Source organism: Colwellia asteriadis, assembly GCF_039523295.1.
In the GTDB taxonomy this organism is placed as follows: Bacteria; Pseudomonadota; Gammaproteobacteria; order Enterobacterales; family Alteromonadaceae; genus Colwellia; species Colwellia asteriadis.
Genome location: NZ_BAAAFA010000013.1, coordinates 1 through 26632 on the forward strand (window position 1 = coordinate 1; position 26632 = coordinate 26632).

Here is a 26632-nt window from a genome sequence, read left to right on the forward strand (position 1 = left end):
TTTTGTTTAGCGACCATAGCACTGTGGTACCACCTGATCCCATTCCGAACTCAGAAGTGAAACGCAGTAGCGCCGATGGTAGTGTGGGAGTTCCCATGTGAGAGTAGGACATTGCTAAACTTCTATTTAAGTTTTGATAATGAAACGCAGTAGCGCCGATGGCAGTGTGACTTATGTTGCAGATAAGCCCATGTGAGAGCGTAGCGAGACATTGCTAAACTTCTATTAAGAAAAGCCCGATTCGAAAGAGTCGGGCTTTTTGCTTTGTGGCTTTTAAATAAGCTGTAAACGCAGTAGCAAGATAATGAACGACAGTAGCGCCGATGGTAGTGTGACTTATGTTGCAGATAAGCCCATGTGAGGTAGCTTATAAATAGCTTAATATTGGTGCTTTGTAAGTGAAGTATCTTGATAAATAAGCAATAAAAAAGGCCCCTTGAGGCCTTCATTAGTAATAACATATAGAGTTACATTTGCTTGTCTATTCTTACTCTACCGTTAGTAAGGTAAACCATTCTAACAGGGTCGTCAGTATGAAAAACCATCTGATCATCATAATCTTGAATAACCATAAATTGCTCACCCGTTTGCATAGTGCCATTTACTTCAATCATTAACTCTACTAAATGTGTTACTTTGATGTGCTGCTGGTTTTGTTGGTTATGAGCAATAGAGCCACCTATGACAGTACCTAATATTGTTGCGATATCACGGCCACTACCACCGCCGAATTGATTGCCAATAACACCGCCGATAAGTGCACCTCCAAAGGTTTTCCAACCGTTGTTTTTATCTTCAATTAGCTCTTCTTGGCTAATATTTCGCACTGAGACTACCTTGCCAAATAATACTTTTTCAACCGGTACGGCCTTATCACGCTCATAATTATTGGCATAGCTATGACTACTGAGTAGCGCTAGTAAAAAGCAGCAAGTTGTTAGTAACTGTTTGTTGAGTGATGATTTACGGTAATACGCTATAAACGCTTTCATGAACTACTCCTATATCAACTGTTACCAGCTAATGTATTCTTTACCTTTTGTTTTACGAATTTCTGTTTCATCAGCCCACTCCACTAAACCGCTTTCTAAATCCATTAAACGTAGAGTAAATTTGTAATAAACATCAGATTGGTCTTGGTTAGATTTAACAATACTCGCTAAGTTGCCATATAGCATGTATTGGGCACCTATTTGCTGGCCAAACTGTTTTGCCTTACTTGTATCTACCATACCACCACTTTGCTGGTATTGCAGTTGTTCACGCACTGAGGCAACACGACCCATATCAACAAAGCGGAACTTTCCTGAACGCAATAATTTTGTTGAAATTGAATCGGTGATTGATTCAGTATCTATATGTTCACTGGTTTTGTTTTTAATACTTTCAACGAAAATAACAGGGCGAGTATTAACTGTTAGAGTACCAACAACAGGTGAAATTAATAATGAGTCTGTCATTTCTGCTGCGACTTTTTGTAGGTCAGTTGAGCCAAAGTTAATGTCAGTTGTTTCCACCGCAGCAGCGTCACCATAACGTACAACAGATTTATTAGTACAGCCGCTAATGGCAAGTAGGGATATTGCGACTGCAGGCAAGATAAAAAATTTTTTCATGAGTAAATCCTTAAATTTATATAAATTATTTGCTTATAAGCTACTTATGGCTTAATAACCATTAAAATTTGAATGCTTTTTCTGGCACTTCTCGTACGTAAAGACTAAACGTTGTTGCTTTAGCTGTTGGCGCTAATGCCTTTACTGTTTGTGTTTGCATACCGTGTAAATCGAGTGACTTCCATGCGCTTTTACCAGGTTCTACAGCAAAACCATCATTATCAAACCAATTAACTTGGTATTGAAGTTGTAATGTTTTTTTATAAGTACTGGTGAGCGTGAGGTTTACCTCAAGCAAGTCTTGCTGAAGTCTTGATTTTATATCGCCAATGTACAGTTGCTTTGCTAGTTTAGGGTTATGTACTTGTAAATACTTACTGTACTTTTCTCCTGCAGTAATTTGACTAGTGCCGACACCAGAGGTTACAGGGGGAACATTTTTACAACCAACTATGAATAAAGAAATAAACAGTAATATAAATATACTGGGTTGTGAGTGATAGCCTTGTGTTAATTTTTGCATAGCGTCTCCGTAATTGAATAAGGTTAAAAGTGATGTATTTGGTGGTCAGTATATGAGCCTATGGCACTGATTTTGATTAAAGTTTGTTTTTCTTTGGTAATGGCTACGTTTATATTTTGTGTTGTACCGTTAATGTTAAAGGATAACGTATGTTCTCCAGCCGTTATTGGTATGCGTAGTATATGAATACTATTTGGTAATGTGCTCCAGCTGCGGGTGTCAGCTTTTTCACTGCTAATGTTATAAAGGCTCGCGAGTATATTACCAATATCGCCGCCCTGTTTACTCATTTGTTGTCTGAGTTCTTCTTTGGCGACAACTCGAGCAATTTGACGCGTAACCATTAAAGGGTATTGGTCTTTCAATTGTTTGGCGGCTAAAGATTGTAATCGGACAATTTCTTGAGAAAGAAAGATTTCATCTTGGACACGTACTTGTACCGGTTGATAAGTGGTTAGGTTATTCTGATAGGTAGGTAAAGCAACGCTGTAAAAGCGCATGTCATTATGGCGAGTAAAAATAGGCAAGTGTATAGATGACTCCTGTTTGGGGCTAATAATGCCTTGCTCTACGATCACTACTACTTCGCCGCTATTCTTAGGGATACTTTCTTGGGTAACAGTTGCTGAAAAGCGTTTTTTAAACTGTTTTACATCATCAATCATAAAAAGTTTATTCGCTAAGCGCCACACATCTCGTTGTAAATAAATATTGTTAGGATAAATTTCTAAGGCTTTTTTATAGTCGATGTAGGCATCATTTAACTCTCCTGCAGATTGGTAAAGTAATGCTGATAGATAAAAAGTAAAAGCATTTTGAAAGCCATTCTTTACTTGCCCAATGGTTGTTTCCATTGTTGGGTATTGCTTTGACATATTACTTTGCCTAACCATGCTTTGGCGACTGGATTGTAAACTGTCTTGATTGGCATGAAGCGCGGACTGCTGTACTAGGTTGGCTCTCCTTATTTCAACTAAAGCGCCTGATAAGTCTTGTTGATATAAATAGTTTAGTGCTTGATAACTATGAAGCATACTTTGCTCGTAATAAGGAATGTCGTACCGGGTAGCGTTATCATTACTTAAAATTGCCCCTACATTCTCAACTCCTCTACTTAACTCAATTTTGGCTGCTTGCTGTTGCTGTTGGATTAAGTTGTAAGCATCATTAAAGGTAACTTGGCTTTGTGCATAATCACGATCTAAAAAATTTAGGCGAGCTTGCTCAAGTAACCTTAAGTTGAAAGTACCATCAGATTCACTTCTAGGGGGGATGACGTTTATTGCGTATTTAAAATTCCCTTGCCGTTGAGCAATATTTACTTGCTGCATTTGCTGAGCATAACTACTAAATAAATCATTAAAAGAGGTGGCGCTGCAGCCATTAAGTACAGTGATAAGGAGTAGAGCAATAGGTATTTTAAAAGTATTCATTAGCATATAACTAGCTTAACCTGTTGGTGCTACTTGGCAAGTTGACTCGTGTTTAAAAAATGTAAGTAATTGCACATACTTTAATGGCTTTTGAGTCAAACAGTGCTTTTGTAATGAAAATGTTTTGTTATAAATAATATTTAGACCTAACCTTGAGCTAGTTTGTAGTGAAATACTTTAAGCTTGTATATATATGAGCTAGTCTGATGTTAGTAGCGTAAGTCCTATTAGTATAGATGGGGCGTTTTGCTTAATCTCTGAAAGAGTTGTTATTTTATGTTGTTTAATATAAAAGTTTTAAAAGTTGCACACAAGGTTGTTATTGGTTTTGCGGTTATTTTATTATTACTGCTATTTTCTAGTATCAGTTCCATTGGTATTTTAAGTGATATAAAGCAAGCGTCTGCTAAAGTCGATGACTTTGCTCTGCCTATTCAAAAGTCAGCAAACATCGTGCAAAAGCAATTGTTAAAGCAAGCTAAGTTGTCTTCTTTTGTTTCTGGCTCTGCGACGGTCGATGAAATTGAACAGCTAAAGCTTGCGTTTGCTAAACAAGGTGAGTTGTTAGTAGAACAGAGTAAATCAATAGAAGAAATGCTTCATGTTTTTCCGAAGATTCAAAGCTTGGATCATTTTAACCTTCTTTATGGCCAATATTTAGCTGCTGTTGATAACATGTTTGCTTATCGGTTAGCTGAAATCAATCAAACAAAAGCATATCTTGAGCAGCATAAAGTGCTTGAGGATGTTTTATATGAAGCTGGGGCCTTTTTAGGCGATTTAACTTTTTTAGATGACCCGGAGAATCAAGCTATTGTCGACAGAATAGCCGGCTCTGCTAGTCAAACCGAAGGCTTTGTTTTTAACCTAACCGATGCCACTAAAACCATTTTATTAATTAATAGTATCGCTGAAGTTGAAGAGTCTCAAAAGACCATTGAGTTTTCTATTAGTAATCTTGAACAGAATTCAATGTTTTTAATTACGTTAGGCAAGAGTTATGACACCGATGGCTTAATTGAGCAGTTTGTTATTGAGTTTGATAAAGCAAAAAAAATATTTCTGAGTGATAATAATTTATTTACGTTGAAAATATCTCAACTTGAGCAAAGGAATGCTTTAAATCAAGCGTTTAAAAGTTCAGAGTTGCATATCAATACTTCAATACAAGCAATTGATGACTTTTCACAAGCGGTAGATAAAAACTTAACGCAGTTACAAGCAGAAATTGCGACTAACGTTGAGCAAGGGAACTTGGAAACTATGGTGATTTTTGTTGTGTTACTTATTGCAGGTATTGTAATAGCACTAGCAACAATCAAAGCTATGATTGGCCCATTAAAAGGTATCAATAAAGTATTATCTCAAATTGCTAAAGGAGATTTATCACGTCAATTAACCGTAACATCAAACGATGAATATGGAGAGCTGTCAACTAATGTCAATTTGGTTGTTGCTGACTTGCGTAAACTTATTGGTAATATCTCCGATAATAGCCACCTTTTAAAACATGCAGCTGAGCAGTCAAACCAGAAAATAGCCCAAGTTACAGATTCTTTAGCAATACAAAAACAAACGATTGAAAATGTCACTATTCAAACCAGTGAACTTGGCCAAAGTGCAGATAATATATTAGATGAAGCACATAATTCTGAAGTTAAAATGACTAATGCCCTATCGCAAAGTAGTGAGCTCGAAAAAACGGCAAATATTACAAATGAGCGTATGAAAAATTTAGTTGCTATGTTAGATAATACCTCAACAGTGATGACGTTATTGCAGCAAGAATCTATAAATATTAGTGGGATTTTAGATACAATTCGAGGTATTTCAGAGCAAACTAATTTACTTGCATTAAATGCCGCTATTGAAGCTGCTCGAGCAGGAGAGGCTGGCAGAGGCTTTGCTGTTGTCGCAGATGAAGTACGCTCATTAGCGAACCGAACTCAAACGTCGGCGACAGAAATTCAAATGATGATTGAATCACTACAAAATCAAACAGAAAAAGCGGTATCAGATATTAACCAAGGTAAAGGTGAAGCCAATAATTGTCGAGATCATACCGATCAATTACTTAAAACTTTATTGTTGATCACTCGTGATATTGAACAAATGCATGAAATGAGTACGGGTATATCTCAGTCAGCAACTCAACAAAATAGCCTAAGTAATGATATAAAACAGAGTATGAAAGAGGTAGTCGAGTTAAGTCAACAAAGTAGTGATAAATCCTCATCTACCTTAACACAGAGTAACCAAGTTGCAGATTTAGCCGCTAAGCTCGAAGGTGCAATAGACACCTTCGACGTTCCAGAGTCTAAATTTAAGCGTTAGATTAGCGGATCTCTGTCAAATAAAGATAGATTATTGATTGAATAATTGTTTTCGCATCATGAATTTTTCAGATTATAGGAGGAATTTATTTACAGCCTTACTTTTAATCTCATTATCCAGTTAATTGAACTTAATAAACTAATCATTAAACGATCTATGTGATAGCTTAATGCAATTAAATAACCTGAGTTGAGTAAATAGAATGAAATCATTTAAACACTTATCCTTAATGGTACTCTTTGTTGGTGTTTTTTCATCTTCAACATTATTAGCAGATAATGAGCGTAAGCTTTCTGTTGACGATAAAAACACGACCAAGCACAGTACTAAAATAAAAGGTGAACGTATAAAGTACACTGCCACTACTGGAACCCAGCCAGTATGGGATGAAGAAGGCACACCAACAGCAAGCTTATTTTATACTTATTATCAACGTACAGATGTTGATGATAAGGCGACTAGGCCTTTATTGATTTCTTTCAATGGTGGGCCAGGTTCGGCATCGGTTTGGATGCATATTGCTTACACCGGCCCTAAAGTTATCAATGTTGATAATGAAGGTTACCCATTGCAACCTTATGGGGTTAAAACCAACCCATACTCAATTTTAGATGTTGCTGATATTGTTTTTGTTAACCCCGTTAATACTGGTTACTCAAGAGCATTAGCTAAAAAAGATGGAAGCATGCCTTCAAAAGCAGAATTAAAAACAATGTTTTTTGGCGTCAATGCTGATATTAAATATTTAGCCGACTGGGTTAGTACCTTTGTTACGCGAAATGAGCGCTGGCGTTCACCTAAATATTTAATTGGTGAGAGCTACGGTACTACGCGAGTTGCTGGCTTGACTAAAGAACTTCAATCTCGCCAATGGATGTATATTAATGGCACTATTTTAGTTTCGCCAACTGATATTGGTATAAAAAGAGAGGGACCTGTTAAAGCGGCTAACCGTTTACCGTACTTTGCTGCCACAGCTTGGTATCATAATGCGCTTACAACAGAGCTACAACAAAAGCCGTTAGCAGAGTTACTTGCACAGGTTGAACAGTTTACTTTACGCGAGTATTTACCAGCTTTAGCGCAAGGTGGCTTTATTGCTCCAGAACATAAGCAACGTATTGCTGAGCAAGTTGCTAAATATGCAGGCTTGTCAGTTGAAACGGTAGTCAATAGTAATTTAGATATCAGTAATAATTACTTCTGGAAAGATTTATTGCGTAACAGAAAGCAAACCGTAGGGCGACTTGATTCACGTTACTTAGGTATTGATAAAAAAGTCGTTGGTGCAAGGCCTGATTATAATGCAGAGCTTAGCTCATGGTTACACAGCTTTACACCTGCTATTAATCACTACTTACGTGAAGAGTTAGGCTATAAAACAGACTTGCGTTATAACATGTTTGGTAATGTACACCCGTGGGATAGAAGTGGTAACAATACTGGAGAGAACTTGCGTTTAGCAATGGCTGAAAATCCATACTTAAACGTAATGGTACAATCAGGCTACTTTGATGGTGCAACTAATTATTTTGACGCTAAATACACAATGTGGCAATTAGACCCAAGTGGCCAAATGAAAGATCGTTTATCATTTAAAGGTTATGAAAGTGGACATATGATGTACTTACGTCATGAAGATCTACGCCAGTCCAACCAAGATATTCGCGACTTTATTATAAAAAGCACGCCAGCAAAAGAGCAGGCAGCTAAGTACTAATTGATACTGATATCTGAATTCAGTTTGACTATCATACATAATAAAATGGCTACCTCGGTAGCCATTTTATTATAGGAGGGGGGAAATATTACTAATTATCTTTGTAGTATTTTTTCTTGATTGCTTGTTTTAACAATGTGTTTTTTCGGGCTTCCCCTATATTATTAGTAGATACTGTTGGGGCTGAGTTTGTTGATGGTAGATTATCAAGCCACGTATTTACCGGTTCTATTATTACCTCGCCTGTATCACTAACTACAAAATCAAATACGTGCCAGTAATCAGTTACAACTCCTTGTGGCGGAGAGAAAATTCGAATTTGAGACTCTAGGTTTAGCTCTACGCGGGTAGGAGAGCTTAGAATATCACCACTACCAGCATACTCTCTTATAACATATTGGTAGCGTCCAGCATAAGGGAAAGCAGGGATTGTTAATATTTCGGGGCCATAGCTGCGAGTATCATCAACATCTAAGTATATAGTGCTGTTATTTAGTACTTCTTCTTTATTGGAATAACTAATATGGAACCTATCATCTCCAATTTCATTAGCTGGACCATAGAAGTGAGTATCTAAATCTCTAGGGTTTTCTCCCCAAGTTAGCTTAACTGTTGAAGTTGCTGGAGATAATATAATACACTCTTCAATTGTAATATCTTCGTTAAGTACAATTTGAGATAATGTTCTGCTTTGGCTTCCTTGAGAGCCGCTAACTAATACCGTGCTATATGTTTTAACTGCAAGAGAAAATTGACCATTTTCATCAGTAAATGTAGCAGCTGAGCCGTTATAATCTCTACCTTTTGAGATCATTTTTGCATTGGAAATAACGGTATTATTAACGTCTACTACACAGCCATGAATATAAACAGTCTCATAAACACGATCAGCATTCCATGTAGTAAAGTGGCTTACCTGTCCTTCATAATAGCTTTCTCCATTAACTATTACTTTATTGGCTTCACCTTCTTCGATCCAGAGACCTTCCTTCTCATCAAAATAATAAAGAGGAATAGTGTTAGGGGCATTATCTGAGATACTAGCAAAAGGAATTCTTATTTTGACTAATTGATTATCAGCAATGTTAATATTTGCGCCACTCTCGTCAACTAACGCTACAGTCATAGCACCAAAAGACTCTATGGGGGTAAGGCCTTGATTAGTCATGGTTAACATATCGCCAGGCATTAGGTTGATATCTAAACTAGGGTCAATAATTGTTAACTCTGCTGTAACTTGGCCATCAATGGGTTGACCGTCTTCTCTCACTAGACTTGCAGCGGGAAAGTCAACTAATGTCTCTCCTTGATAAGTAATGGTAGAAGCAATATTCGAGTTAAACGAAGTGGTTACGTGGTTTGGTAATAAAGCAATATGCTGCGTTTGTAAAATGCTACTACTATCTACGATAACAGAGTGTTCACCGTAACCAATAGCATCAGCAAAAAGAGTCATCTTATTTTCTGCTAAGGTATCTAGTATAGATACCTCAAAAAAACCTGTATCATTTGAAGTTGAATGTGATTCAATGGTTGTTTCAGTTGTATACAGTGATAAATCGGCGTTATTAAGAGGCTCTCCTGTATGGTAATTGACTACTCTGCCCGTTATTTTTTGATAAAACAGAACATCCATTGAAAAAGTAAAGTGAATTGTTTCAGTTGCATCTTCTCCGCCATCGTTGATAGCAACATCAATAGCAAAATTACTTGATTGATTCACCTCTGCTTGCCATTCAATGAGCCCTGTTGATGATACTGTCATGCCAGAGGGAGCAGAAACAAGTTCAAATGAGATATCTTGTCCGTTATTCTCATCATCAACATCGATAACTTGTATTTGATGAGAAAAGGCTGTGCCGCTATCAATACTATGATTTTCTGGCTCCGAAACTAGTTGCAGTTGATCGTTTATTGCTTGAACAGTAATTGTAAAGGTTTGGGATTCAGTTGTTTTGTTTGCGCTAGTTGCTGTGACTGTAATTTCGCCAGAAGTAATAACCCCTTCAAGTGGCACCCAAGTAATTAAACCTGTATTTGATATATTCATTCCGTCTGGGGCGTTATTAATTGTAAAGGTCGGCGCATTACCATTTAACGTGGTGACTTGATAGGAGTATAGATTATCTTCAATTGCAGTTGTTGGGGCAGTTGAAGAAATCGATATGGGTGTTATTGCTGTATTATCACTACTACTACCACCACAGCCTGTTAGCATTAAAGTTACTAATAGGTAAGTGGATGTTTTTCTAAATAGTCTCATATTAATCCTTGTAAGTGAGATACCCAATTGGGGGAAAAGAAGCTACACTATAAGTTGCTATTTATCAAGGTATAGTCCTTACGACTATACCTTTGAGGACTATGACGGAGCAGTTTTTTTTGCAATTTAATTAGTAATTATATAGTCAGTAACCCTAAACAAACTATTAGCCACCTGGTTTGATTTATAAGGTAATTAGCTTTATCAATCTTTATTGTTTTCTTTTTAGTCTAAACAACTGTATAATGCGCGCCCAATTATAGTCCTATTCATTGGTATGCTAAAAGTAGCTACTTAATGATAGAAATAGCGAGTAACGCCTGTGTTAGATAAATTAAGAAATGTGGCAATTATTGCCCACGTTGACCACGGAAAAACCACTTTAGTAGATAAGTTATTAGGCCAGTCAGGTACATTAGACGCGCGTAGCGGTTTAGAAGAACGTACTATGGATTCAAACGATATCGAAAAAGAACGTGGTATCACAATCTTAGCGAAAAACACAGCGATTAACTGGGGCGAATACCGTGTAAACATCGTAGATACTCCTGGTCACGCCGATTTTGGTGGTGAAGTAGAGCGTGTTATGTCAATGGTAGACTCAGTGTTACTTATTGTTGATGCGCAAGAAGGTCCTATGCCGCAAACTCGCTTTGTAACTAAAAAAGCATTTGCGCAAGGTTTAAAGCCAATTGTTGTTATCAATAAAATTGATAAGCCAGGTGCTCGTCCTGAATGGGTTATGGATCAAGTCTTCGACTTATTTGATAACTTAGGCGCTACTGACGACCAATTAGACTTTAAAGTAGTTTATGCATCAGCCATTAACGGCTGGGCATCATTGGAAGAAGATGTTGTTGGTGAAGACATGACACCATTATTCCAAACTATTATTGATGAAGTACCAGTACCTGATGCAGATGCTGACGGTGCATTCCAAATGCAAATATCACAACTTGATTACAGCTCATACTTAGGCGTAATTGGTGTTGGTCGTATTACTCGTGGTTCAGTTAAACCTAACCAACAAGTAACTATTCAAGGTGCTAATGGTAAAACCCATAACGGCAAAGTAGGTAAAGTATTCGGTTACCTTGGTCTTGAGCGTTATGAATCAGAAAAAGCGGAAGCGGGCGATATTATCGCGATTACTGGTTTAGGTGAGTTGAAAATATCAGATACAATTTGTTGTCCGTCTGAAGTTGCTGCACTACCTCCGTTATCGGTAGATGAACCAACAATCAATATGACATTCCAAGTAAACACTTCACCTTTCGCGGGTCAAGAAGGTAAGTTTGTTACTTCACGTAATATTAAAGATCGTTTAGATAAAGAATTAGTTCATAACGTTGCATTACGTGTTGAGCAATTAGATGATGCAGATAAATTTAAAGTATCTGGCCGTGGTGAACTTCACTTAGGTATTTTAATTGAAAACATGCGTCGTGAAGGTTACGAGTTAGCAGTATCTCGTCCTGAAGTTATCATGCGTGAAGTAAATGGTCAGATAGAAGAACCTTATGAATCAGTAACTATTGATGTTGAAGAAGCTCATCAAGGTGCGATCATGGAAAAAATGGGTGTTCGTAAGGCGGAATTAACCGACATGGCACCAGACGGTAAAGGCAGAATTCGCATGGATTTTGTTATGCCAAGCCGTGGTTTAATTGGTTTCCAAACTGAATTTATGACATTAACATCAGGCTCAGGTTTAATTTACCACACGTTCTTAGAGTATGGTCCTCATAAAGGTGGTGAAATTGGTCAACGCTTAAATGGTGTAATGATTGCTAACGCTACTGGTAAAGCCTTAACTAACGCTATCTTTAACTTACAATCACGTGGTCGTATGTTAATTGGTCACGGTTTAGATATTTACGAAGGTCAAATTATCGGTATTCACTCACGTGATAACGATTTAACGGTAAATGCACTTAAAGGTAAGCAGCTAACTAACGTTCGTTCATCTGGTACTGATGAAGCACAAACTTTAACGCCACCAATTATTATGTCGTTAGAGCAAGCGTTAGAATTTATTGATAACGATGAGTTAGTTGAAGTAACTCCAGATAGTATTCGTATACGTAAGAAATTCTTAAAAGAATCTGATCGTAAACGTGAAGGTCGTTCAGCTAAGTAAACGATAACTGATATATATTGAAAAGGCTGATGGAAACATCAGCCTTTTTTGTTTCTAACTATGACTAAAGCCTAATCGTACCCATTGTTCTTATAGGTTGCAGCGTCAAGTATTGCCCATAAATGAAATATACCGCCAATGATTGCCGGTACTACTAACCACCATAACGCATAACCACCAAAACAGATGATGGCAAAGATTAGCGCAGGTAAAACTCGCCCCTGCACTAATTGACCTAAGCCGGGAAAAAATATACTACATATCGCTGATATGACATTACCAGCAGAGCCTTGACTCGCCATTTGAACTCCTCAATAAATGCTAAGTGCTAGAAAATAGCTTAGGGCTATCATAATATAATGCTACGCTATCATAAATTAATAAATTGTTAAGAAATATGAGTAAGATAAAAAACTTCTCAATACTTACGCAATGGCATAAGCACAAACACTTTTTGTTTTTTTTAATGAAAAGAGTCCAGGAAGAAAGGTTATCAGTCGTTGCTGGTTATCTATCTTATGTTTGTTTAATGTCATTAGTCCCTTTGTTGGTAGTTATGCTATCAGTCATGACTGCGTTTCCACTTTTTGGCGAACTACAGCAAAGTATTGAAGGCTTTGTTTACCAAAACTTTATGCCTGCTGCGAGCGATGTCGTGCAAGAGTATTTAAGTGGCTTTGTCACTAATGCCTCTAAAATGTCAGCCTTTGCAATATTATTTCTTTTTATCGCGGCGTTATTGTTAATATCATCAATAGATAAAACCTTTAATGATATTTGGCGTGTCACAGAAAAAAGGCGCACTATAACTTCACTCGCAATGTATTGGATGGTGTTAACTTTAGGCCCAGTATTAGTTGGGGCAAGTATTGCTTTAACGTCTTATATTGTATCGTTAGTTAGTTTAGGTGATTACGATGTTCTGGGCTTATTCGATATATTACTAAGAGCATTACCGCTATTTGCTTCAATTATTGCTTTTTTAATTTTATATATGGCAGTTCCTAATAAAGCCGTGCCGTTAAATTATGCGCTGGTGGGCGCTATTATTGCCGCGCTATTATTTGAAAGCGCTAAAAAAGGCTTTGCGTTATATTTAACCGCCTTTCCTTCATATCAAATGATTTATGGCGCCTTAGCAACCATACCTATTTTATTCTTATGGATTTACGTTTCGTGGCTGATTGTACTCTCTGGTGCGTTAATTACAGTATCGCTACAAGAGTATTGTGAAAAGCCTAGTGAAGAATGCTTTGGCAAAGTAAATGCAGAGAAAAATACACTAGAAAATAATGAACAGGACACAGAAGGGAAAGCAGAGAAACCATGATTGCATTAATACAACGAGTAACCTCAGCAAGTGTCACGGTTGAGCAAGAAGTTATAGGTGAAATAGCTAATGGCTTGTTAGTTTTACTCGCGATAGAGCCGCAAGATACCGAAGCGAAAGCTAAAAGATTAGCAGAGCGCGTTGCAGGCTACAGAATATTTAATGATGAAAATGACAAAATGAACTTAAATGTTGCGCAGGCGCAAGGAGATATCCTAGTTGTTTCTCAATTTACTCTAGCTGCTGATACGGCAAGTGGTATGCGACCAAGCTTTACTACCGCAGCTAAGCCTGAGTTAAGCGTACCTCTTTATGAATATTTCACTCAGCAACTACGAAATAAAGGCTTTAAAGCACCAACAGGAAAGTTTGGTGCAGATATGAAAGTACAATTAGTAAACGATGGTCCCGTCACTTTTACCTTAACGGTATAATTGTTAAAAACTGGTCTTGTTTATTTTTTAACTAATTAAGCTATCACTTTCAATTAAGTGGTGTTATAATCTCGCGCCCACTGAGTTTGAGTATACGATTTTCTAGGTAGACTAAGCTGCAGCGGGCATGTAAAAGGCAGTGACGGGTCAAATTTCTGGCCTTGAATTTAAACTTATCTTTTAGATATTACCTATGTTTTAGATAGGATAAAGATAAATAGCGGAGCAAAAATTAATGATCCAAATGCAATCACAGCTGAATGTTGCTGATAACAGTGGCGCTAAGCGTGTTCAATGTATAAAGGTTCTTGGTGGCTCGCACCGTCGCTACGCACGCATTGGTGACATCATCAAAGTTGCCGTGAAGGAAGCAAGTCCTCGCGGTAAAGTAAAAAAAGGTGATGTTGTTACTGCGGTAGTGGTGCGCACTAAGAAAGGTGTTCGTCGTACAGATGGTTCTGCTATCCGTTTTGACGAAAACGCGGCTGTTGTGTTAAATGCTAACTTACAGCCAATTGGTACTCGTATTTTCGGGCCTGTGACACGTGAATTAAGAACTGAAAAGTTCATGAAGATCGTATCATTAGCACCAGAAGTACTATAAGGAGTCACGATAATGGCATCTAAGATTCGTCGTGATGATGAAGTAATCATACTTGCAGGTAAAGACAAGGGCAAAACTGGTAAAGTTACTAAAGTTCTTGTTGAGCACAGCAAAGTATTCGTAGAAGGCGTTAACTTAATCAAAAAGCACACTAAGCCTGTACCTCAGTTACAGCAGCCTGGTGGAATTATTGAGAAAGAAGCACCTTTGCATGTTTCCAACGTAGCGATTGTTAACCCAGCAACGGGCAAAGCAGATCGTGTTGGTTTTAGAATTGAAGACGGCAAAAAAGTACGTTTTTTCAAGTCTAATAACGAATTAATTTAATTGGAGTAAACGATGGCGAAACTGCATGATTTTTATAAAGATACAGTTGTAGCTGACCTTCAAAAGAAGTTCGGTTATAAAAGTGTCATGCAAGTCCCTCGGATTGAAAAGATCACCCTTAACATGGGTGTTGGCGAAGCTATTTCTGATAAGAAAGTATTAGAGCACGCCACAAATGATCTTACTGCAATCTCAGGACAAAAGCCGATCACGACAGTAGCACGCAAATCAGTTGCGGGCTTCAAAATTCGTGAAGGCTATCCTATAGGTACAAAAGTAACTCTACGCGGCGACCGCATGTGGGAATTTTTAGAACGTTTAGTTTCTATTTCTATCCCTCGTATCCGTGACTTCCGTGGCTTAAATCCTAAGTCATTCGATGGTCGTGGTAACTACAGCATGGGCGTTCGTGAGCAAATCATCTTCCCTGAAATCCAATACGATAAAATCGATAAGATTCGCGGTTTAGATATCACTATTACTACTAGCGCGAAAAATAACGAAGAAGGACATGCATTATTGTCTGCCTTTGATTTCCCGTTCCAGAAGAAGGTGTAGAGTTATGGCTAAAACGTCAATGAAAGCTCGTGAAGCAAAACGTACTAAGCTAGTTGCACAATATGCTGAAAAGCGTGCAGCGTTAAAGGCTGTTATCTCAGGTGTAGATACTTCGGAAGAAGAGCGTTGGGAAGCAGTATTGAAACTTCAAAGTTTACCGCGTGACTCATCACGTAGCCGTCAACGTAACCGTTGTAATGTTACTGGTCGTCCACATGGTTTCCTACGTAAATTCGGTTTAAGCCGAATCAAGTTGCGTGAAGCAACTATGCGTGGTGAAGTTCCAGGTCTTAAGAAAGCTAGTTGGTAATTCACGGGAGTAAATGGTTATGATGACTGATCCTATCGCGGACATGTTTACACGCATCCGCAACGGTCAATCTGCAACAAAAGCTGCAGTTACAATGCCATCTTCAAAGTTAAAAGTTGCTATTGCAAACTTACTTAAAGAAGAAGGTTATATTTCAGATTATTCAGTATCAGGTGATGTAAAACCTGAACTAGCTGTTACTTTGAAGTATTTTGAAGGTAAAGAAGTAATTGAAACGATCAAACGTGTTTCACGTCCTGGTCTTCGTATATACAAAAGCTGTGATGAACTTCCTAAAGTTCTTGCTGGCATGGGTATTGCGATCATTTCGACTTCTAAAGGTTTGATGACGGATCGTGCCGCTCGCTCTGCGGGTATTGGCGGTGAAGTTCTTGGTTTCGTAGAGTAAGGAGAATAATATGTCTCGTGTTGCAAAAGCACCTGTCGTTGTTCCTGCTGGCGTTACCGTTACGTTATCAGGTCAAGACATTACAGTTAAAGGTCCAGTAGGTGAATTATCACGTACGATTCATAGTTTTGTTGCTGTTTCTCACGAAGAGAACGAAATCAAAACTGATATCGCATGTGACGAAAGAAATGCATGGGCTCAAGCCGGTACTGCACGTGCTTTAATCAATAATATGATTGAAGGTGTTAGTAAAGGTTTTGAAAAGAAATTAATCTTACAAGGTGTTGGTTACCGTGCTAAAGCTGCGGGTAAATCATTAGATTTATCTTTAGGTTTTTCACACCCAATCAGTCACGCTATTCCTGAAGGAATTACTTGTGAGACTCCTAGCCAAACTGAAATCACACTGAAAGGTTGTGATAAGCAGTTAATTGGTCAAACCGCAGCGAACATTCGTGCATACCGTAAGCCAGAGCCTTATAAAGGTAAAGGTGTTCGTTATGCTGATGAATACGTTCGTCGTAAAGAAGCTAAGAAGAAGTAGGGTAACACTATGGATAAGAAAACATCTCGTTTGCGCCGCGCTAAACGCGCTCGTGCAAAAATTAGCGAGTTGGGTGCGAATCGTTTAGTTATATTCCGTACTCCTCGTCACATTTACGCTCAAGTGATCGCTCCTACAGGTTCTGAAGTAATCGCATCTGCGTCTACTTTAGACAAAGAAGTTAGTGCTCAGTTGGAAAAAACTGGTAATGTTGCAGCAGCAACAGCAGTAGGTAAAGCAATTGCTGAACGTGCTGTAGCTAAAGGGATCACAAGCATTGCTTTCGATCGCTCTGGTTTCCGTTACCACGGTCGCGTAAAAGCGTTAGCAGAAGCAGCTCGTGAAGCTGGTCTTCAATTCTAGGGGTTGATAATGGCTAATCATAATCAAGAAAACTCACAACAAAGTGATATGGCTGAAAAGCTAATCGCCGTTAACCGCGTTTCAAAAGTGGTTAAAGGTGGTCGCATTTTCAGTTTTACTGCACTAACAGTAGTTGGTGACGGTAATGGTCGTGTTGGTTTTGGCTACGGTAAAGCACGTGAAGTGCCTGCTGCTATTCAAAAAGCAATGGAAAAAGCACACCGTAACATAGTAACAGTTGACTTGAAGGGTACTACTCTTCAGCACTCTATCAAGGGGCGTCATTCTGGTTCTAAAGTTTACATGCAACCAGCTTCTGAAGGTACAGGTATCATCGCCGGTGGCGCGATGCGTGCAGTACTTGAAGTTGCAGGCGTTCAGAACGTATTGTCAAAAGCATACGGTTCTACTAACCCAATCAACGTAGTTCGCGCTACTGTTTCAGCTTTAGTGAATATGCATTCACCAAAAGGTGTTGCAGCTAAACGTGGCAAAAGCGTTGAAGAAATTTTGGGGTAATTGAGCATGTCTAAAACAGTTAAAGTAACTCAAGTTAAAAGTTCTATCGGTCGTTTACCGAAGCATAGAGCTACATTAAAAGGCCTTGGTCTTCGTCGTATTAACCATACAGTAGAGTTAGAAGATACTCCATCTGTACGCGGTATGATTAACAAGGTTTATTACATGATTAAGGTGGAGGATTAATAATGCATTTAAATACTTTATCTCCTGCTCCAGGATCTAACAAAGCTAAAAAACGCTGTGGCCGTGGTATTGGTTCTGGCATCGGCAAAACTGGTGGTCGTGGTCACAAAGGTCAGAAGTCTCGTTCTGGCGGTAGTGTACGTCCTGGTTTTGAAGGTGGTCAAATGCCATTGAAACAACGTTTACCTAAATTTGGTTTTACTTCACGTAAATCTTTAGTTCGCGCTGAAGTACGTTTACATGAATTAAACCTAGTGAAAGGTGATGTTGTTGACATTCACGCGCTTAAAGACGCTGGTCTAATCACACGTAACATTGTTGCTGTTAAAATTATGCTTTCGGGCGAAATTTCACGCAAAATTACTGTTCGTGGCTTAGGCGTAACTAAAGGTGCTCGTGCAGCTATTGAAGCTGCCGGTGGTAACATCGAGGAATAATACAGATATGGCTACACCAGGAACGGCTACTTCACAAGGTAGTAAAGGCGCAGGCGGTTTGTCTGAGCTAAAACAAAGATTATGGTTCGTATTCGTAGCACTTGTTGTGCTTCGTTTAGGGTCTTTTGTGCCAATCCCTGGTATTGACGCCGCTGTATTAGCTCAGTTCTTTGAACAGCAAAAGGGCACTATCGTAGAAATGTTTAACATGTTCTCCGGTGGTGCACTTGAGCGAGCCTCGGTATTGGCGCTTGGTATTATGCCGTACATTTCGGCTTCAATTATTATGCAGCTACTGACGGTCATGCACCCGAAGATGGCAGAGCTTAAGAAAGAAGGTGAAGCAGGACGACGTAAAATCAGTCAATACACACGCTACGGCACATTAGTTCTAGCAACAGTACAATCGATAGCGATTGCCAGAAGTTTACCGGATATGATGCAAGGACTAGTTATTAATGCTGGTTTTGGTTTCTATTTCACTGCAGTTGTAAGTTTAGTTACTGGTACCATGTTTTTAATGTGGTTAGGTGAACAAATTACAGAACGCGGTATCGGTAATGGTATTTCGATTATTATTTTCGCAGGTATTGTTGCTGGCATGCCTTCTGCAGTTGGTCAAACAGCTGAGATGGCGCGTCAAGGTGAATTGCACTTATTAGTATTATTGCTTATTGGCGTTGTGGTATTTGCAGTAACTTTCTTAGTAGTATTTGTTGAACGTGGTCAACGACGTATCGTTGTTAACTACGCTAAACGTCAGCAAGGCCGTAAGGTTTTTGCCGCGCAAAGCACACATTTACCACTGAAAGTGAACATGGCGGGTGTTATCCCACCAATATTTGCCTCAAGTCTTATCTTGTTCCCTGGCACAATTGCGAGCTGGTTCGGACAAGGTGATGGCCCTGTAGCTGATTTCTTACAAGGTCTTTCTCAGGCGATGTCGCCGGGACAACCTTTGTATGTATTTATGCTTGCAGCAGCAATTGTATTTTTCTGTTTCTTTTACACGGCATTGGTTTTCAATCCGCGTGAAACTGCAGATAACTTGAAAAAGTCAGGTGCGTTCATTCCAGGGATTCGTCCGGGTGAACAAACGTCCAAATATATTGATAAAGTAATGACTCGTTTAACCTTAGCTGGTGCGATGTATATTACCTTTGTCTGTTTGGTTCCACAGTTTATGATCATGGCATGGGACGTTCAGTTCTACTTCGGCGGTACATCATTATTGATTATCGTGGTTGTGATTATGGACTTTATGGCACAAGTACAAACACATATGATGTCTCATCAATATGACAATGTACTTAAAAAAGCAAACTTAAAAGGCTATGGCCGATAGGCCTAGTTAATTAGGTAACGGAGTATAAAATGAAAGTACGTGCATCCGTAAAAAAGATTTGTCGTAATTGTAAAGTGGTTAAGCGTAAGGGCGTTATTCGCGTTCTTTGTGCAGAGCCAAAGCACAAGCAACGTCAAGGTTAATTTTAACCTAAGCGAAAGCTATATCTTTTAGCAGTGGCATTATGTAGATTTTTCTGTATAATGCCGCTTCGATTTGCAAAAAAAGAGAATGGTTGGGTATCCTAACGGGCTTTCCAACCAATGTAATTTTAATTATTTATAGGAGATGTGTTAGTGGCCCGTATCGCTGGCATTAACATCCCTGATCGTAAGCATGCAGTAATCGCCATTACTGCGATTTACGGTATCGGTGCTACACGTGCGAAAGCAATTTGTGCAGCAGCTGGTATTGAAGAATCAACGAAGATCAGTGAACTAGACGAAGCAAAAATTGATTTGCTACGCGCTGAAGTGGATAAATTTACCGTAGAAGGTGATTTACGCCGTGAAGTTTCAATGAACATTAAACGTCTTATGGATTTAGGTTGTTTCCGTGGCATTCGTCACCGTCGCAGTCTTCCTCTACGTGGTCAACGCACTAAAACAAATGCGCGTACCCGTAAAGGTCCTCGTAAGCCAATTAAGAAGTAAGAGGAACTAGACAATGGCTAAAACTCCAGTTCGTACGCGTAAACGCGTAAAAAAACAAGTTGCTGACGGCATGGCTCATATCCATGCTTCTTTCAACAACACAATCGTGACTCTTACAGACCGTCAAGGTAATGCTTTGTCTTGGGCGACTGCAGGTGGTTCAGGTTTCCGTGGTTCACGTAAATCTACTCCATTCGCTGCGCAAGTAGCTGCAGACCGCGCAGGCGCTGTTGCAAAAGAGTTTGGTTTGAAGAATATTGAAGTGTTCGTTAAAGGTCCAGGTCCAGGTCGTGAATCTGCTATCCGTGCCTTAAATGCTGCTGGTTTTAAAATCACCAACATTACAGACGTTACACCTATTCCTCATAATGGTTGTCGTCCCCCTAAGAAACGTCGCGTTTAATCGCTTTTTTTAGGATAGTTGGAGAAAGAAAATGGCTAGATATTTAGGTCCTAAGTTAAAGCTTAGTCGTCGCGAAGGTACAGATTTGTTCCTTAAAAGCGGTGTAAGAGCAATTGACACTAAATGTAAAATCGAAACAATACCAGGTCAACACGGCGCTCGTCGCGGTCGTTTATCAGATTACGGTGTTCAACTTCGTGAAAAACAAAAAGTTCGTCGTATTTATGGCGTACTAGAAAAACAATTCAGTAATTACTACAAAGAAGCGGCACGTTTAAAAGGTAATACAGGTGAAAACTTGTTACAACTTTTAGAAACTCGCTTAGATAACGTAGTTTACCGTATGGGCTATGCAAGCACTCGTGCTGAAGCTCGTCAATTAGTTAGTCATAAGGCTATCGTGGTAAACGGCGGTGTAGTTAATATTCCATCTTTCACTGTTAAAGCTGAAGATACTGTTTCTGTTCGTGAAAAATCTAAAACTCAAGCGCGTATCATCGCAGCTTTAGAATTAGCTGAACAACGTGAGAAACCACTTTGGGTTGAAGTAGATAATAAGAAATTGGAAGGCGTTTTCAAACGTGTTCCAGATCGTGCTGACTTATCTGCCGAAATTAATGAACAGTTGATTGTTGAACTTTACTCTAAGTAAAGTTGCACTTTAAGAGAGGACATATATGCAGGGTTCTGTAACCGAATTCCTTAGACCACGATTGGTAGACATCGAAACTGTTAGCGCTCGTCGTGCTAAGGTAACTTTAGAACCATTAGAACGTGGTTTTGGTCACACTTTAGGTAATGCGTTACGCCGCATTCTTTTATCTTCAATGCCGGGTTGTGCCGTAACTGAAGTTGAAATTGACGGTGTTTTACATGAGTACAGTAGTAAAGAAGGTGTTCAAGAAGACATCATCGAAATATTGTTAAACCTTAAAGGGCTTGCAGTTTTATTAGAAGGCAAAAATGAAGCCGTTCTTACTTTAACTAAGTCTGGTGAAGGCCCTGTAACGGCAGCTGATATCCAACATGACGGAGATGTAACTATTGCAAATCCTGACCATGTTATCTGCACCCTAACAGGTGAAGGCTCTATCAGTATGCGCATTAAAGTTGAAATGGGTCGTGGTTACGTACCTGCTTCTGCGCGCCGTGATGCCGAGGAAGAAGATCGAGCTATTGGTCGTTTGTTGGTTGATGCCTCATTCAGTCCAGTAGTAAGAATTGCCTATGCTGTTGATTCTGCACGTGTTGAACAACGTACAGATTTAGACAAATTAGTTTTAGATATGGAAACCAATGGTACATTGGATCCGGAAGAAGCTATCCGTCGTGCTTCAACTATTTTAGCTGAACAGCTAGATGCGTTTGTAGAACTTCGCGATATTAAAGAAGTTGAGCAAGTGGAAGAAAAACCATTGTTCGACCCTATTTTACTTCGTCCTGTTGATGATCTAGAGCTAACTGTTCGTTCAGCTAACTGTCTAAAAGCAGAAGCAATTCAATACATTGGTGATTTAGTACAACGTGCAGAAGTTGAGCTTCTTAAAACGCCTAACTTAGGTAAGAAGTCTTTAACTGAAATCAAAGACGTTTTAGCGTCTCGTGGTTTGTCACTAGGCATGCGCCTAGAAAACTGGCCACCTGAAAGCATTGTTGACAACGACTAGTTCGATCATCGTTATTTTAATAGTTTGAGAGAAGGATTAACTTATGCGTCATCGTCACAGCGGTCGCCAGTTAAACCGTAATAGCAGTCATCGTAAAGCGATGTTCCGCAATATGGCAAGCTCTTTAGTTAAGCACGGCGTTATTAAAACGACAGTAGCTAAAGCTAAAGAACTACGTATGGTAGTAGAGCCATTGATTACATTGGCTAAGACCGACAGTGTTGCAAATCGCCGTTTAGCGTTTGCTCGTACACAAGATAAAGAAGTAGTAGGTATTTTATTCAACGAACTTGGTGCTCGTTACCAAGAACGTCCAGGTGGTTATACTCGCATTTTAAAATGTGGTTTCCGTACTGGTGATAAAGCGCCTATGGCTTACATTGAATTAGTAGACCGCCCAGTAGTAGAAGATGCTCCTGAAGTAGTTGAAGAATCAGCTGAAGCATAAACTTAGTTTATACTTCAGTAAAAAAACCGAGCTTAGGCTCGGTTTTTTTGATCTAGGCTGCTGATAAGCTAACTTATCAATAGTTTAAGTGTTTTTATTATATTAGTCGTCAGGCTAACAAGTTAGAGCTCTGTGCTATCTAAATGAGCTAAATGGCTTTTCACTTTGGTTGGCTGGTTAGAGAATATGCCGTCGACACCGAGCCGCCTCATGACGTTTATATCTTCAAGTTCATCCACTGTATAAACATAAACCTTTAAACCTCTTTTATGAGCATCATCAACAAAATCCTGATTAATAAACTCTATGTCTATATGAACAGAGTAAGCATCAAGTTGTTGTGCAAACTGAGCATATTCTAACGGGTAGCAGGCTGTTAATGCCCCAATAGCTATTTCAGGTCGTTCTTGATGTATTAGGTTAAGTAAACGGTGATTAAAGGATGAAATTAATACCTGAGACAAGTCTAAGGTGAAGTCACGTTTAGCGTTATCTAAATAATGATATAAAACATCAACTGAATGTATCGCTTTTAACTCTAAATTGATAATGCACTTGCCTGTGGTTAAGGCTAATACTTCATCAAGTGAAGGAATTGTCTCGCCTTTTCCTGCGTCAAGTAAGCGTAATTCTTCAAAGCTATATTCTTGAAGTTGTCCTAAGCCTGATGTGGTTTTGTGTAACCATCGGTCATGTATCACCATTAATCGATCACCTACTTGGTGAACATCTACTTCAATACCATCCACGTTCGCTTCAAGCGCGGCACGTATTGCCCGTAAGGTATTCTCTGGTTCAACACCACTGGCGCCACGATGAGCAAAAATTAACATAAGCTCCCCATATGATTAATACTTAATTCTCTTTTTTGAGTATAATGTCTTTTTTAAATTTTTCTAATTTTGCTAGGTTAAATAAATGACTACAGGAAACTCTGGTAAGCGTTTAAACAAATACATTAGTGAATCGGGATTTTGTTCTCGACGTGGTGCTGATAAGTTAATCGAACAAAATAGGGTGACAATTAATGGAGAAGTTCCTGAGTTAGGCACTAAGGTGCTATCAGGTGACCTTGTTTGTGTTGATGGTAAAACTATTAACGCGACTCCAAATAATAAAGCCGATCGTGTTTACATTGCTTATAACAAGCCTATTGGTATTACGTGTACAACCGAAAGTCATGTCCGTGGCAATATTATTGATGCAATAGGACACAAAGAGCGTATTTTTCCTATTGGACGTTTAGACAAGCCATCAGAAGGATTAATATTTTTAACCAGTGACGGTGATATTGTTAACAAAATACTGCGTGCTGAAAATGCTCATGACAAAGAGTATATTGTGACGGTAGATAAACCTATCAGCGAGCGCTTTGTTGACAGGATGTCACGTGGAGTACCTATTTTAGGGACAATTACCAAGCCTTGTAGAGTACATGCCAAAAGTAAGTTTGTTTTTACGATAATTCTGACACAGGGGTTAAATCGTCAAATTCGTCGTATGTGTGAATACCTAGGTTATGAAGTAAAAGCATTGAAGCGCTCTCGTATAATGAATGTGCATTTAGGGCAATTAAAGCCAGGGCAATGGAGAGATTTAACTCCTACTGAGATGGCTGAAATTAATCAGGCTGTTCAAGGCTCAACTAAGACAGCAATTGATACGGTACAACCACCGAGTACAGCGCAAACAGTGCCTAAAGGTGAATATAAAAACGAGCAGGCTAAAGCGACTAAAAAAGTGACTAAACCTACCCGTGGTACTCTTAAGTTAAATAAAGCCTCAAAAAAGTAATTTATACTGTAGAGAGGCTAGTAGCTTTTTATTTATCTGCTTTTTTATTTAATGAAATTACTTGAGTTTTACTAATACGGTGGCGATATATTTCACGTAAATAATGGATGGATTTTTTAACACTGTTTAACGTAAGGCGTATATCGTTTATCGAAGTAAACTTATTGTTATCGCGCACTAATTCTTTATATTTTTTCTCATACATAGGTTTAATTGCATACCAGTTTGTATCAAGTATTTTTGCTGGATTCTCGTGCTCAATTAACATTGCTTCGAGTTTCGACTCATCAAACTCAGGGGCTTTAATAAAATCAATAATGGCATTGTCTAATGAATCGTCAAAACGGTGTGCCTCTTTAGCAAAACATCGCTTAATGTAAGAAACAATTAGCGTTAGGAAGTCATCACTTAAACAAGGGCTCTTAGCGATGAGTGTGGTAAGTGACAGGTTTGCCGAAGCACCTATTACCAATGCATAGCGTTTTAAGGTGGTGTTAGGGAATAAGTTGTTAAGGTGCATTTTCAACTTATTTAAGTCCATATATGACAATTTATAATCTTTAGGTAAAGAAATAATTGAAACGATTGAAGAGCAATTTTTAAAAAAGTGCAATTCTTTTAGATGTTTGGCATCAAAGCCTGAGTTTTTATACTTTTCTAATGCTATTTTATACTGCTCAGACTCTATCGGCAGTAAGCTTACCCCTTCTATTGCCTCTGTTACATTATTAAAGTGTGGTAAATCAATGGAGCGGAAGAAAAGATCGTCAATATCTAAAGCGACTTGCTCTGCACCTAAAGTAGGTTGTTTTTTTTCAGGTAAGTCAGCAACCACTGATTCTGCATAAGCAATGGCAACAGGGCCGGCTAAGCTCATGAATAAATCATTAGCGTCAAGGCGTATTGTTTCACCAATATCAATACCAGCACGACGAAAGTAGTTGTCGTCATAATCTGTTGTTACCGCTTGTGCGGTTAAAATGTTAAATATTTGCTGACTAATATATTGGTTAGCGTGTTTTTCCATGGTATTAACGTCAATATATTTAATACCGGCATTGGTATCACTTTGCTCGGCGTAGCGCATAATATCATTAGAAATGAGCATCATGGCATTCCATGGCCTAATACGGTAGGGAGCCTCGCCTTCAATATGGCTTTTTTCATTATCGGTATTATAGGAAAAGTCCCATTCTTCGGCTAAGTACTTACATAACAAACGACCCGCATTAATATGCAACGCTTCTGACACTTCGATGCTTGGGTCATTAATGTTAGGAAGTATGCAAATACCACTGGTAAAAATAGGCTCAAAAACAAAATTTTGTCCGTGAGTAGCTATCTCCTTTTCTGAACGAATATCAAAGGTTTTACTCATATAAGAATACTGCTGAGCTAAGCCAAACTCTGAAGCCATGCCTGAGCCAGTACCACCACCAGCACTGAAAATGTAAAAATATAAACGTGACTGGTTAGCTTTAATACCGCAGGAGTCAATTAAATAGGAATGAATAAATTGCCAGTCGGTATTGCTGAAGTTCTCGGTTTCTTTATTAAGGATCATTTTCGCGAGGTACTGCCCTAAAATAGGAGCGTTACCAGCGCCACCAGCATGCACTTCAGATAAATCCATGATTTTAAGTTTGCTGTATTCAGTTAAAAAGTTCTCATCGTAGCTTTGTGATGAAAAGCGAATACGGCCTTCAATATCTTTATCTAAATCACCCAACATAACTAGCGGTTCAATAAGGAATACCGGTTTATCAGATTTTTTATCTTGTATTTTTAAGCTACGCTTGATCCACTTTAACGAACTACCTTCACGCTCTTTTGCTTTTTGCATTTCATTATGAAATTCATTTAAATAATAATTTCTGGCACTGTGTACCAAAGAAGCCACATCTAAAGCTATATTTGAACCGCAGCGACCTAAACCAATTAAACATACTGACGGAAAGGGCTGTGATTTTTTATGCAATGCTTCTTCATCATTAGTTGAGGGGTAAACATCATTTCTTAAGGTATCGAGATTATTGAGTATGCGAGATAAGTCTTTTTCAGTGAAATAAAGCTGGGTATCTTCTACTGAAGTGACGCTATTGGAGCTTTGGCCTTTTTGCGTTTTATTTGTAGGTTTTACAATAATATCAAAATCATCACTTGGTGCGGCATTTGAGTTAGATGCTGTTTTAGCAAGGGTCGATTTATTATTAGTTATTTGCTTTTTTGTTTGAGTCGCCTTGGTGTTTTTTGTCTGCATCCTAGTCTCCAT

31 protein-coding genes and 1 rRNA gene are annotated in these 26632 nt (G+C 38.7%); 24 read left to right on the plus strand and 8 right to left on the minus strand.

Translation table 11 applies throughout. The features are described from left to right. Positions 1–5 precede the first annotated feature (5 nt). Positions 6–120 (plus strand): 5S ribosomal RNA (rrf, locus tag ABD005_RS16485). Between the two features lie 347 nt (positions 121–467). Here rrf and ABD005_RS16490 read toward each other — a convergent pair. The 4 genes from ABD005_RS16490 to ABD005_RS16505 all read right to left on the minus strand — a co-directional run bounded on the left by ABD005_RS16490 (position 468) and on the right by ABD005_RS16505 (position 3572). Next, the gene (locus ABD005_RS16490) at positions 468–992 is read right to left on the minus strand and encodes an outer membrane lipoprotein (protein WP_343818810.1); all 525 of its coding nucleotides are present in this window, start codon (positions 990–992) and stop codon (positions 468–470) included. A gap of 21 nt (positions 993–1013) precedes the next feature. Further along, positions 1014–1616, minus strand: coding sequence for a penicillin-binding protein activator LpoB (gene lpoB, locus ABD005_RS16495; protein ID WP_215981151.1), 603 nt, complete (start codon positions 1614–1616; stop codon positions 1014–1016). A gap of 61 nt (positions 1617–1677) precedes the next feature. After that, on the minus strand, positions 1678–2139 hold the full coding sequence (locus ABD005_RS16500; protein ID WP_343818813.1) for a YcfL family putative periplasmic lipoprotein: 462 nt from the start codon (positions 2137–2139) through the stop codon (positions 1678–1680). A gap of 23 nt (positions 2140–2162) precedes the next feature. After that, positions 2163–3572 (minus strand): COG3014 family protein, encoded by a 1410-nt coding sequence (locus ABD005_RS16505; protein WP_343818815.1) that lies wholly within the window; start codon positions 3570–3572, stop codon positions 2163–2165. A gap of 276 nt (positions 3573–3848) precedes the next feature. Between ABD005_RS16505 and ABD005_RS16510 the strand changes: the two genes are divergently transcribed. Further along, positions 3849–5906 carry a methyl-accepting chemotaxis protein gene (locus ABD005_RS16510; protein WP_343818817.1) on the plus strand — a complete coding sequence of 686 codons (2058 nt, stop codon included), beginning with the start codon at positions 3849–3851 and terminating at the stop codon, positions 5904–5906. Positions 5907–6108: 202 nt separating this feature from the next. Then, entirely contained in the window at positions 6109–7626 is a 1518-nt protein-coding gene (locus ABD005_RS16515; RefSeq protein WP_343818819.1) for a S10 family peptidase, read from the plus strand. A gap of 91 nt (positions 7627–7717) precedes the next feature. On the opposite strand, the gene ABD005_RS16520 is transcribed toward ABD005_RS16515, so the two are convergent. After that, positions 7718–9889, minus strand: a complete 2172-nt coding sequence (locus ABD005_RS16520) for a putative Ig domain-containing protein (protein ID WP_343818821.1) — start codon at positions 9887–9889, stop codon at positions 7718–7720. A gap of 322 nt (positions 9890–10211) precedes the next feature. On the opposite strand from ABD005_RS16520, the gene typA reads away from it, so the two are divergent. Then, positions 10212–12029, plus strand: a complete 1818-nt coding sequence (gene typA / locus ABD005_RS16525; RefSeq protein WP_343818823.1) for a translational GTPase TypA — start codon at positions 10212–10214, stop codon at positions 12027–12029. A gap of 71 nt (positions 12030–12100) precedes the next feature. Here typA and ABD005_RS16530 read toward each other — a convergent pair whose 3' ends face one another. Next, the gene (locus ABD005_RS16530; protein ID WP_343818825.1) at positions 12101–12331 is read right to left on the minus strand and encodes a hypothetical protein; all 231 of its coding nucleotides are present in this window, start codon (positions 12329–12331) and stop codon (positions 12101–12103) included. Between the two features lie 95 nt (positions 12332–12426). Between ABD005_RS16530 and ABD005_RS16535 the strand changes: the two genes are divergently transcribed. The 19 genes from ABD005_RS16535 to rplQ all read left to right on the plus strand — a co-directional run bounded on the left by ABD005_RS16535 (position 12427) and on the right by rplQ (position 22566). Then, positions 12427–13359, plus strand: a complete 933-nt coding sequence (locus tag ABD005_RS16535; RefSeq protein WP_215981160.1) for a virulence factor BrkB family protein — start codon at positions 12427–12429, stop codon at positions 13357–13359. Beyond that, entirely contained in the window at positions 13356–13793 is a 438-nt protein-coding gene (dtd, locus tag ABD005_RS16540) for a D-aminoacyl-tRNA deacylase (protein ID WP_343818828.1), read from the plus strand. The genes ABD005_RS16535 and dtd overlap by 4 nt, the downstream gene beginning before the upstream one ends. Positions 13794–14028: 235 nt before the next feature. Then, the gene (rplN, locus tag ABD005_RS16545) at positions 14029–14397 is read left to right on the plus strand and encodes a 50S ribosomal protein L14 (protein WP_130603168.1); all 369 of its coding nucleotides are present in this window, start codon (positions 14029–14031) and stop codon (positions 14395–14397) included. Between the two features lie 12 nt (positions 14398–14409). Next, positions 14410–14724 (plus strand): 50S ribosomal protein L24, encoded by a 315-nt coding sequence (rplX, locus tag ABD005_RS16550; RefSeq protein ID WP_215981162.1) that lies wholly within the window; start codon positions 14410–14412, stop codon positions 14722–14724. 12 nt (positions 14725–14736) lie between these two features. Continuing rightward, positions 14737–15282: a 50S ribosomal protein L5 gene (gene rplE / locus ABD005_RS16555; protein ID WP_215981163.1), complete on the plus strand. Its 546-nt coding sequence runs from the start codon at positions 14737–14739 to the stop codon at positions 15280–15282. 4 nt (positions 15283–15286) lie between these two features. Then, positions 15287–15592, plus strand: a complete 306-nt coding sequence (rpsN, locus tag ABD005_RS16560) for a 30S ribosomal protein S14 (protein WP_215981164.1) — start codon at positions 15287–15289, stop codon at positions 15590–15592. A gap of 19 nt (positions 15593–15611) precedes the next feature. Beyond that, entirely contained in the window at positions 15612–16001 is a 390-nt protein-coding gene (gene rpsH / locus ABD005_RS16565; protein ID WP_425544913.1) for a 30S ribosomal protein S8, read from the plus strand. Positions 16002–16011: 10 nt separating this feature from the next. Beyond that, on the plus strand, positions 16012–16545 hold the full coding sequence (gene rplF, locus ABD005_RS16570) for a 50S ribosomal protein L6 (protein WP_215981166.1): 534 nt from the start codon (positions 16012–16014) through the stop codon (positions 16543–16545). Between the two features lie 9 nt (positions 16546–16554). After that, entirely contained in the window at positions 16555–16908 is a 354-nt protein-coding gene (gene rplR, locus ABD005_RS16575) for a 50S ribosomal protein L18 (protein ID WP_215981167.1), read from the plus strand. 9 nt (positions 16909–16917) lie between these two features. After that, positions 16918–17427: a 30S ribosomal protein S5 gene (rpsE, locus tag ABD005_RS16580; protein ID WP_215981168.1), complete on the plus strand. Its 510-nt coding sequence runs from the start codon at positions 16918–16920 to the stop codon at positions 17425–17427. A 6-nt stretch (positions 17428–17433) separates the two neighbouring features. Continuing rightward, positions 17434–17613: a 50S ribosomal protein L30 gene (gene rpmD / locus ABD005_RS16585; RefSeq protein WP_215981169.1), complete on the plus strand. Its 180-nt coding sequence runs from the start codon at positions 17434–17436 to the stop codon at positions 17611–17613. A gap of 2 nt (positions 17614–17615) precedes the next feature. Continuing rightward, on the plus strand, positions 17616–18050 hold the full coding sequence (gene rplO, locus ABD005_RS16590) for a 50S ribosomal protein L15 (RefSeq protein WP_215981170.1): 435 nt from the start codon (positions 17616–17618) through the stop codon (positions 18048–18050). Positions 18051–18057: 7 nt separating this feature from the next. Further along, positions 18058–19395, plus strand: coding sequence for a preprotein translocase subunit SecY (gene secY, locus ABD005_RS16595; RefSeq protein ID WP_215981171.1), 1338 nt, complete (start codon positions 18058–18060; stop codon positions 19393–19395). Between the two features lie 29 nt (positions 19396–19424). Beyond that, on the plus strand, positions 19425–19538 hold the full coding sequence (rpmJ, locus tag ABD005_RS16600; RefSeq protein WP_118959320.1) for a 50S ribosomal protein L36: 114 nt from the start codon (positions 19425–19427) through the stop codon (positions 19536–19538). 153 nt (positions 19539–19691) lie between these two features. Next, positions 19692–20048, plus strand: coding sequence for a 30S ribosomal protein S13 (gene rpsM, locus ABD005_RS16605; protein WP_159817717.1), 357 nt, complete (start codon positions 19692–19694; stop codon positions 20046–20048). Between the two features lie 13 nt (positions 20049–20061). Further along, positions 20062–20451 carry a 30S ribosomal protein S11 gene (gene rpsK / locus ABD005_RS16610; protein WP_011041474.1) on the plus strand — a complete coding sequence of 130 codons (390 nt, stop codon included), beginning with the start codon at positions 20062–20064 and terminating at the stop codon, positions 20449–20451. Positions 20452–20482: 31 nt separating this feature from the next. Further along, positions 20483–21103, plus strand: a complete 621-nt coding sequence (rpsD, locus tag ABD005_RS16615) for a 30S ribosomal protein S4 (RefSeq protein ID WP_215981172.1) — start codon at positions 20483–20485, stop codon at positions 21101–21103. A gap of 25 nt (positions 21104–21128) precedes the next feature. Continuing rightward, entirely contained in the window at positions 21129–22118 is a 990-nt protein-coding gene (locus ABD005_RS16620) for a DNA-directed RNA polymerase subunit alpha (RefSeq protein WP_215981173.1), read from the plus strand. A 43-nt stretch (positions 22119–22161) separates the two neighbouring features. Further along, entirely contained in the window at positions 22162–22566 is a 405-nt protein-coding gene (gene rplQ / locus ABD005_RS16625; protein WP_033081901.1) for a 50S ribosomal protein L17, read from the plus strand. A gap of 122 nt (positions 22567–22688) precedes the next feature. On the opposite strand, the gene ABD005_RS16630 is transcribed toward rplQ, so the two are convergent. Then, positions 22689–23399 (minus strand): glycerophosphodiester phosphodiesterase, encoded by a 711-nt coding sequence (locus tag ABD005_RS16630; RefSeq protein ID WP_343818848.1) that lies wholly within the window; start codon positions 23397–23399, stop codon positions 22689–22691. 85 nt (positions 23400–23484) lie between these two features. Here ABD005_RS16630 and rluF point away from each other — a divergent pair, with 85 nt between their 5' ends. Then, positions 23485–24360, plus strand: a complete 876-nt coding sequence (gene rluF / locus ABD005_RS16635; RefSeq protein ID WP_215981175.1) for a 23S rRNA pseudouridine(2604) synthase RluF — start codon at positions 23485–23487, stop codon at positions 24358–24360. A 28-nt stretch (positions 24361–24388) separates the two neighbouring features. Here rluF and ABD005_RS16640 read toward each other — a convergent pair whose 3' ends face one another. After that, positions 24389–26620, minus strand: coding sequence for a hypothetical protein (locus ABD005_RS16640; RefSeq protein WP_252738992.1), 2232 nt, complete (start codon positions 26618–26620; stop codon positions 24389–24391). Between the last annotated feature and the right edge of the window lie 12 nt (positions 26621–26632).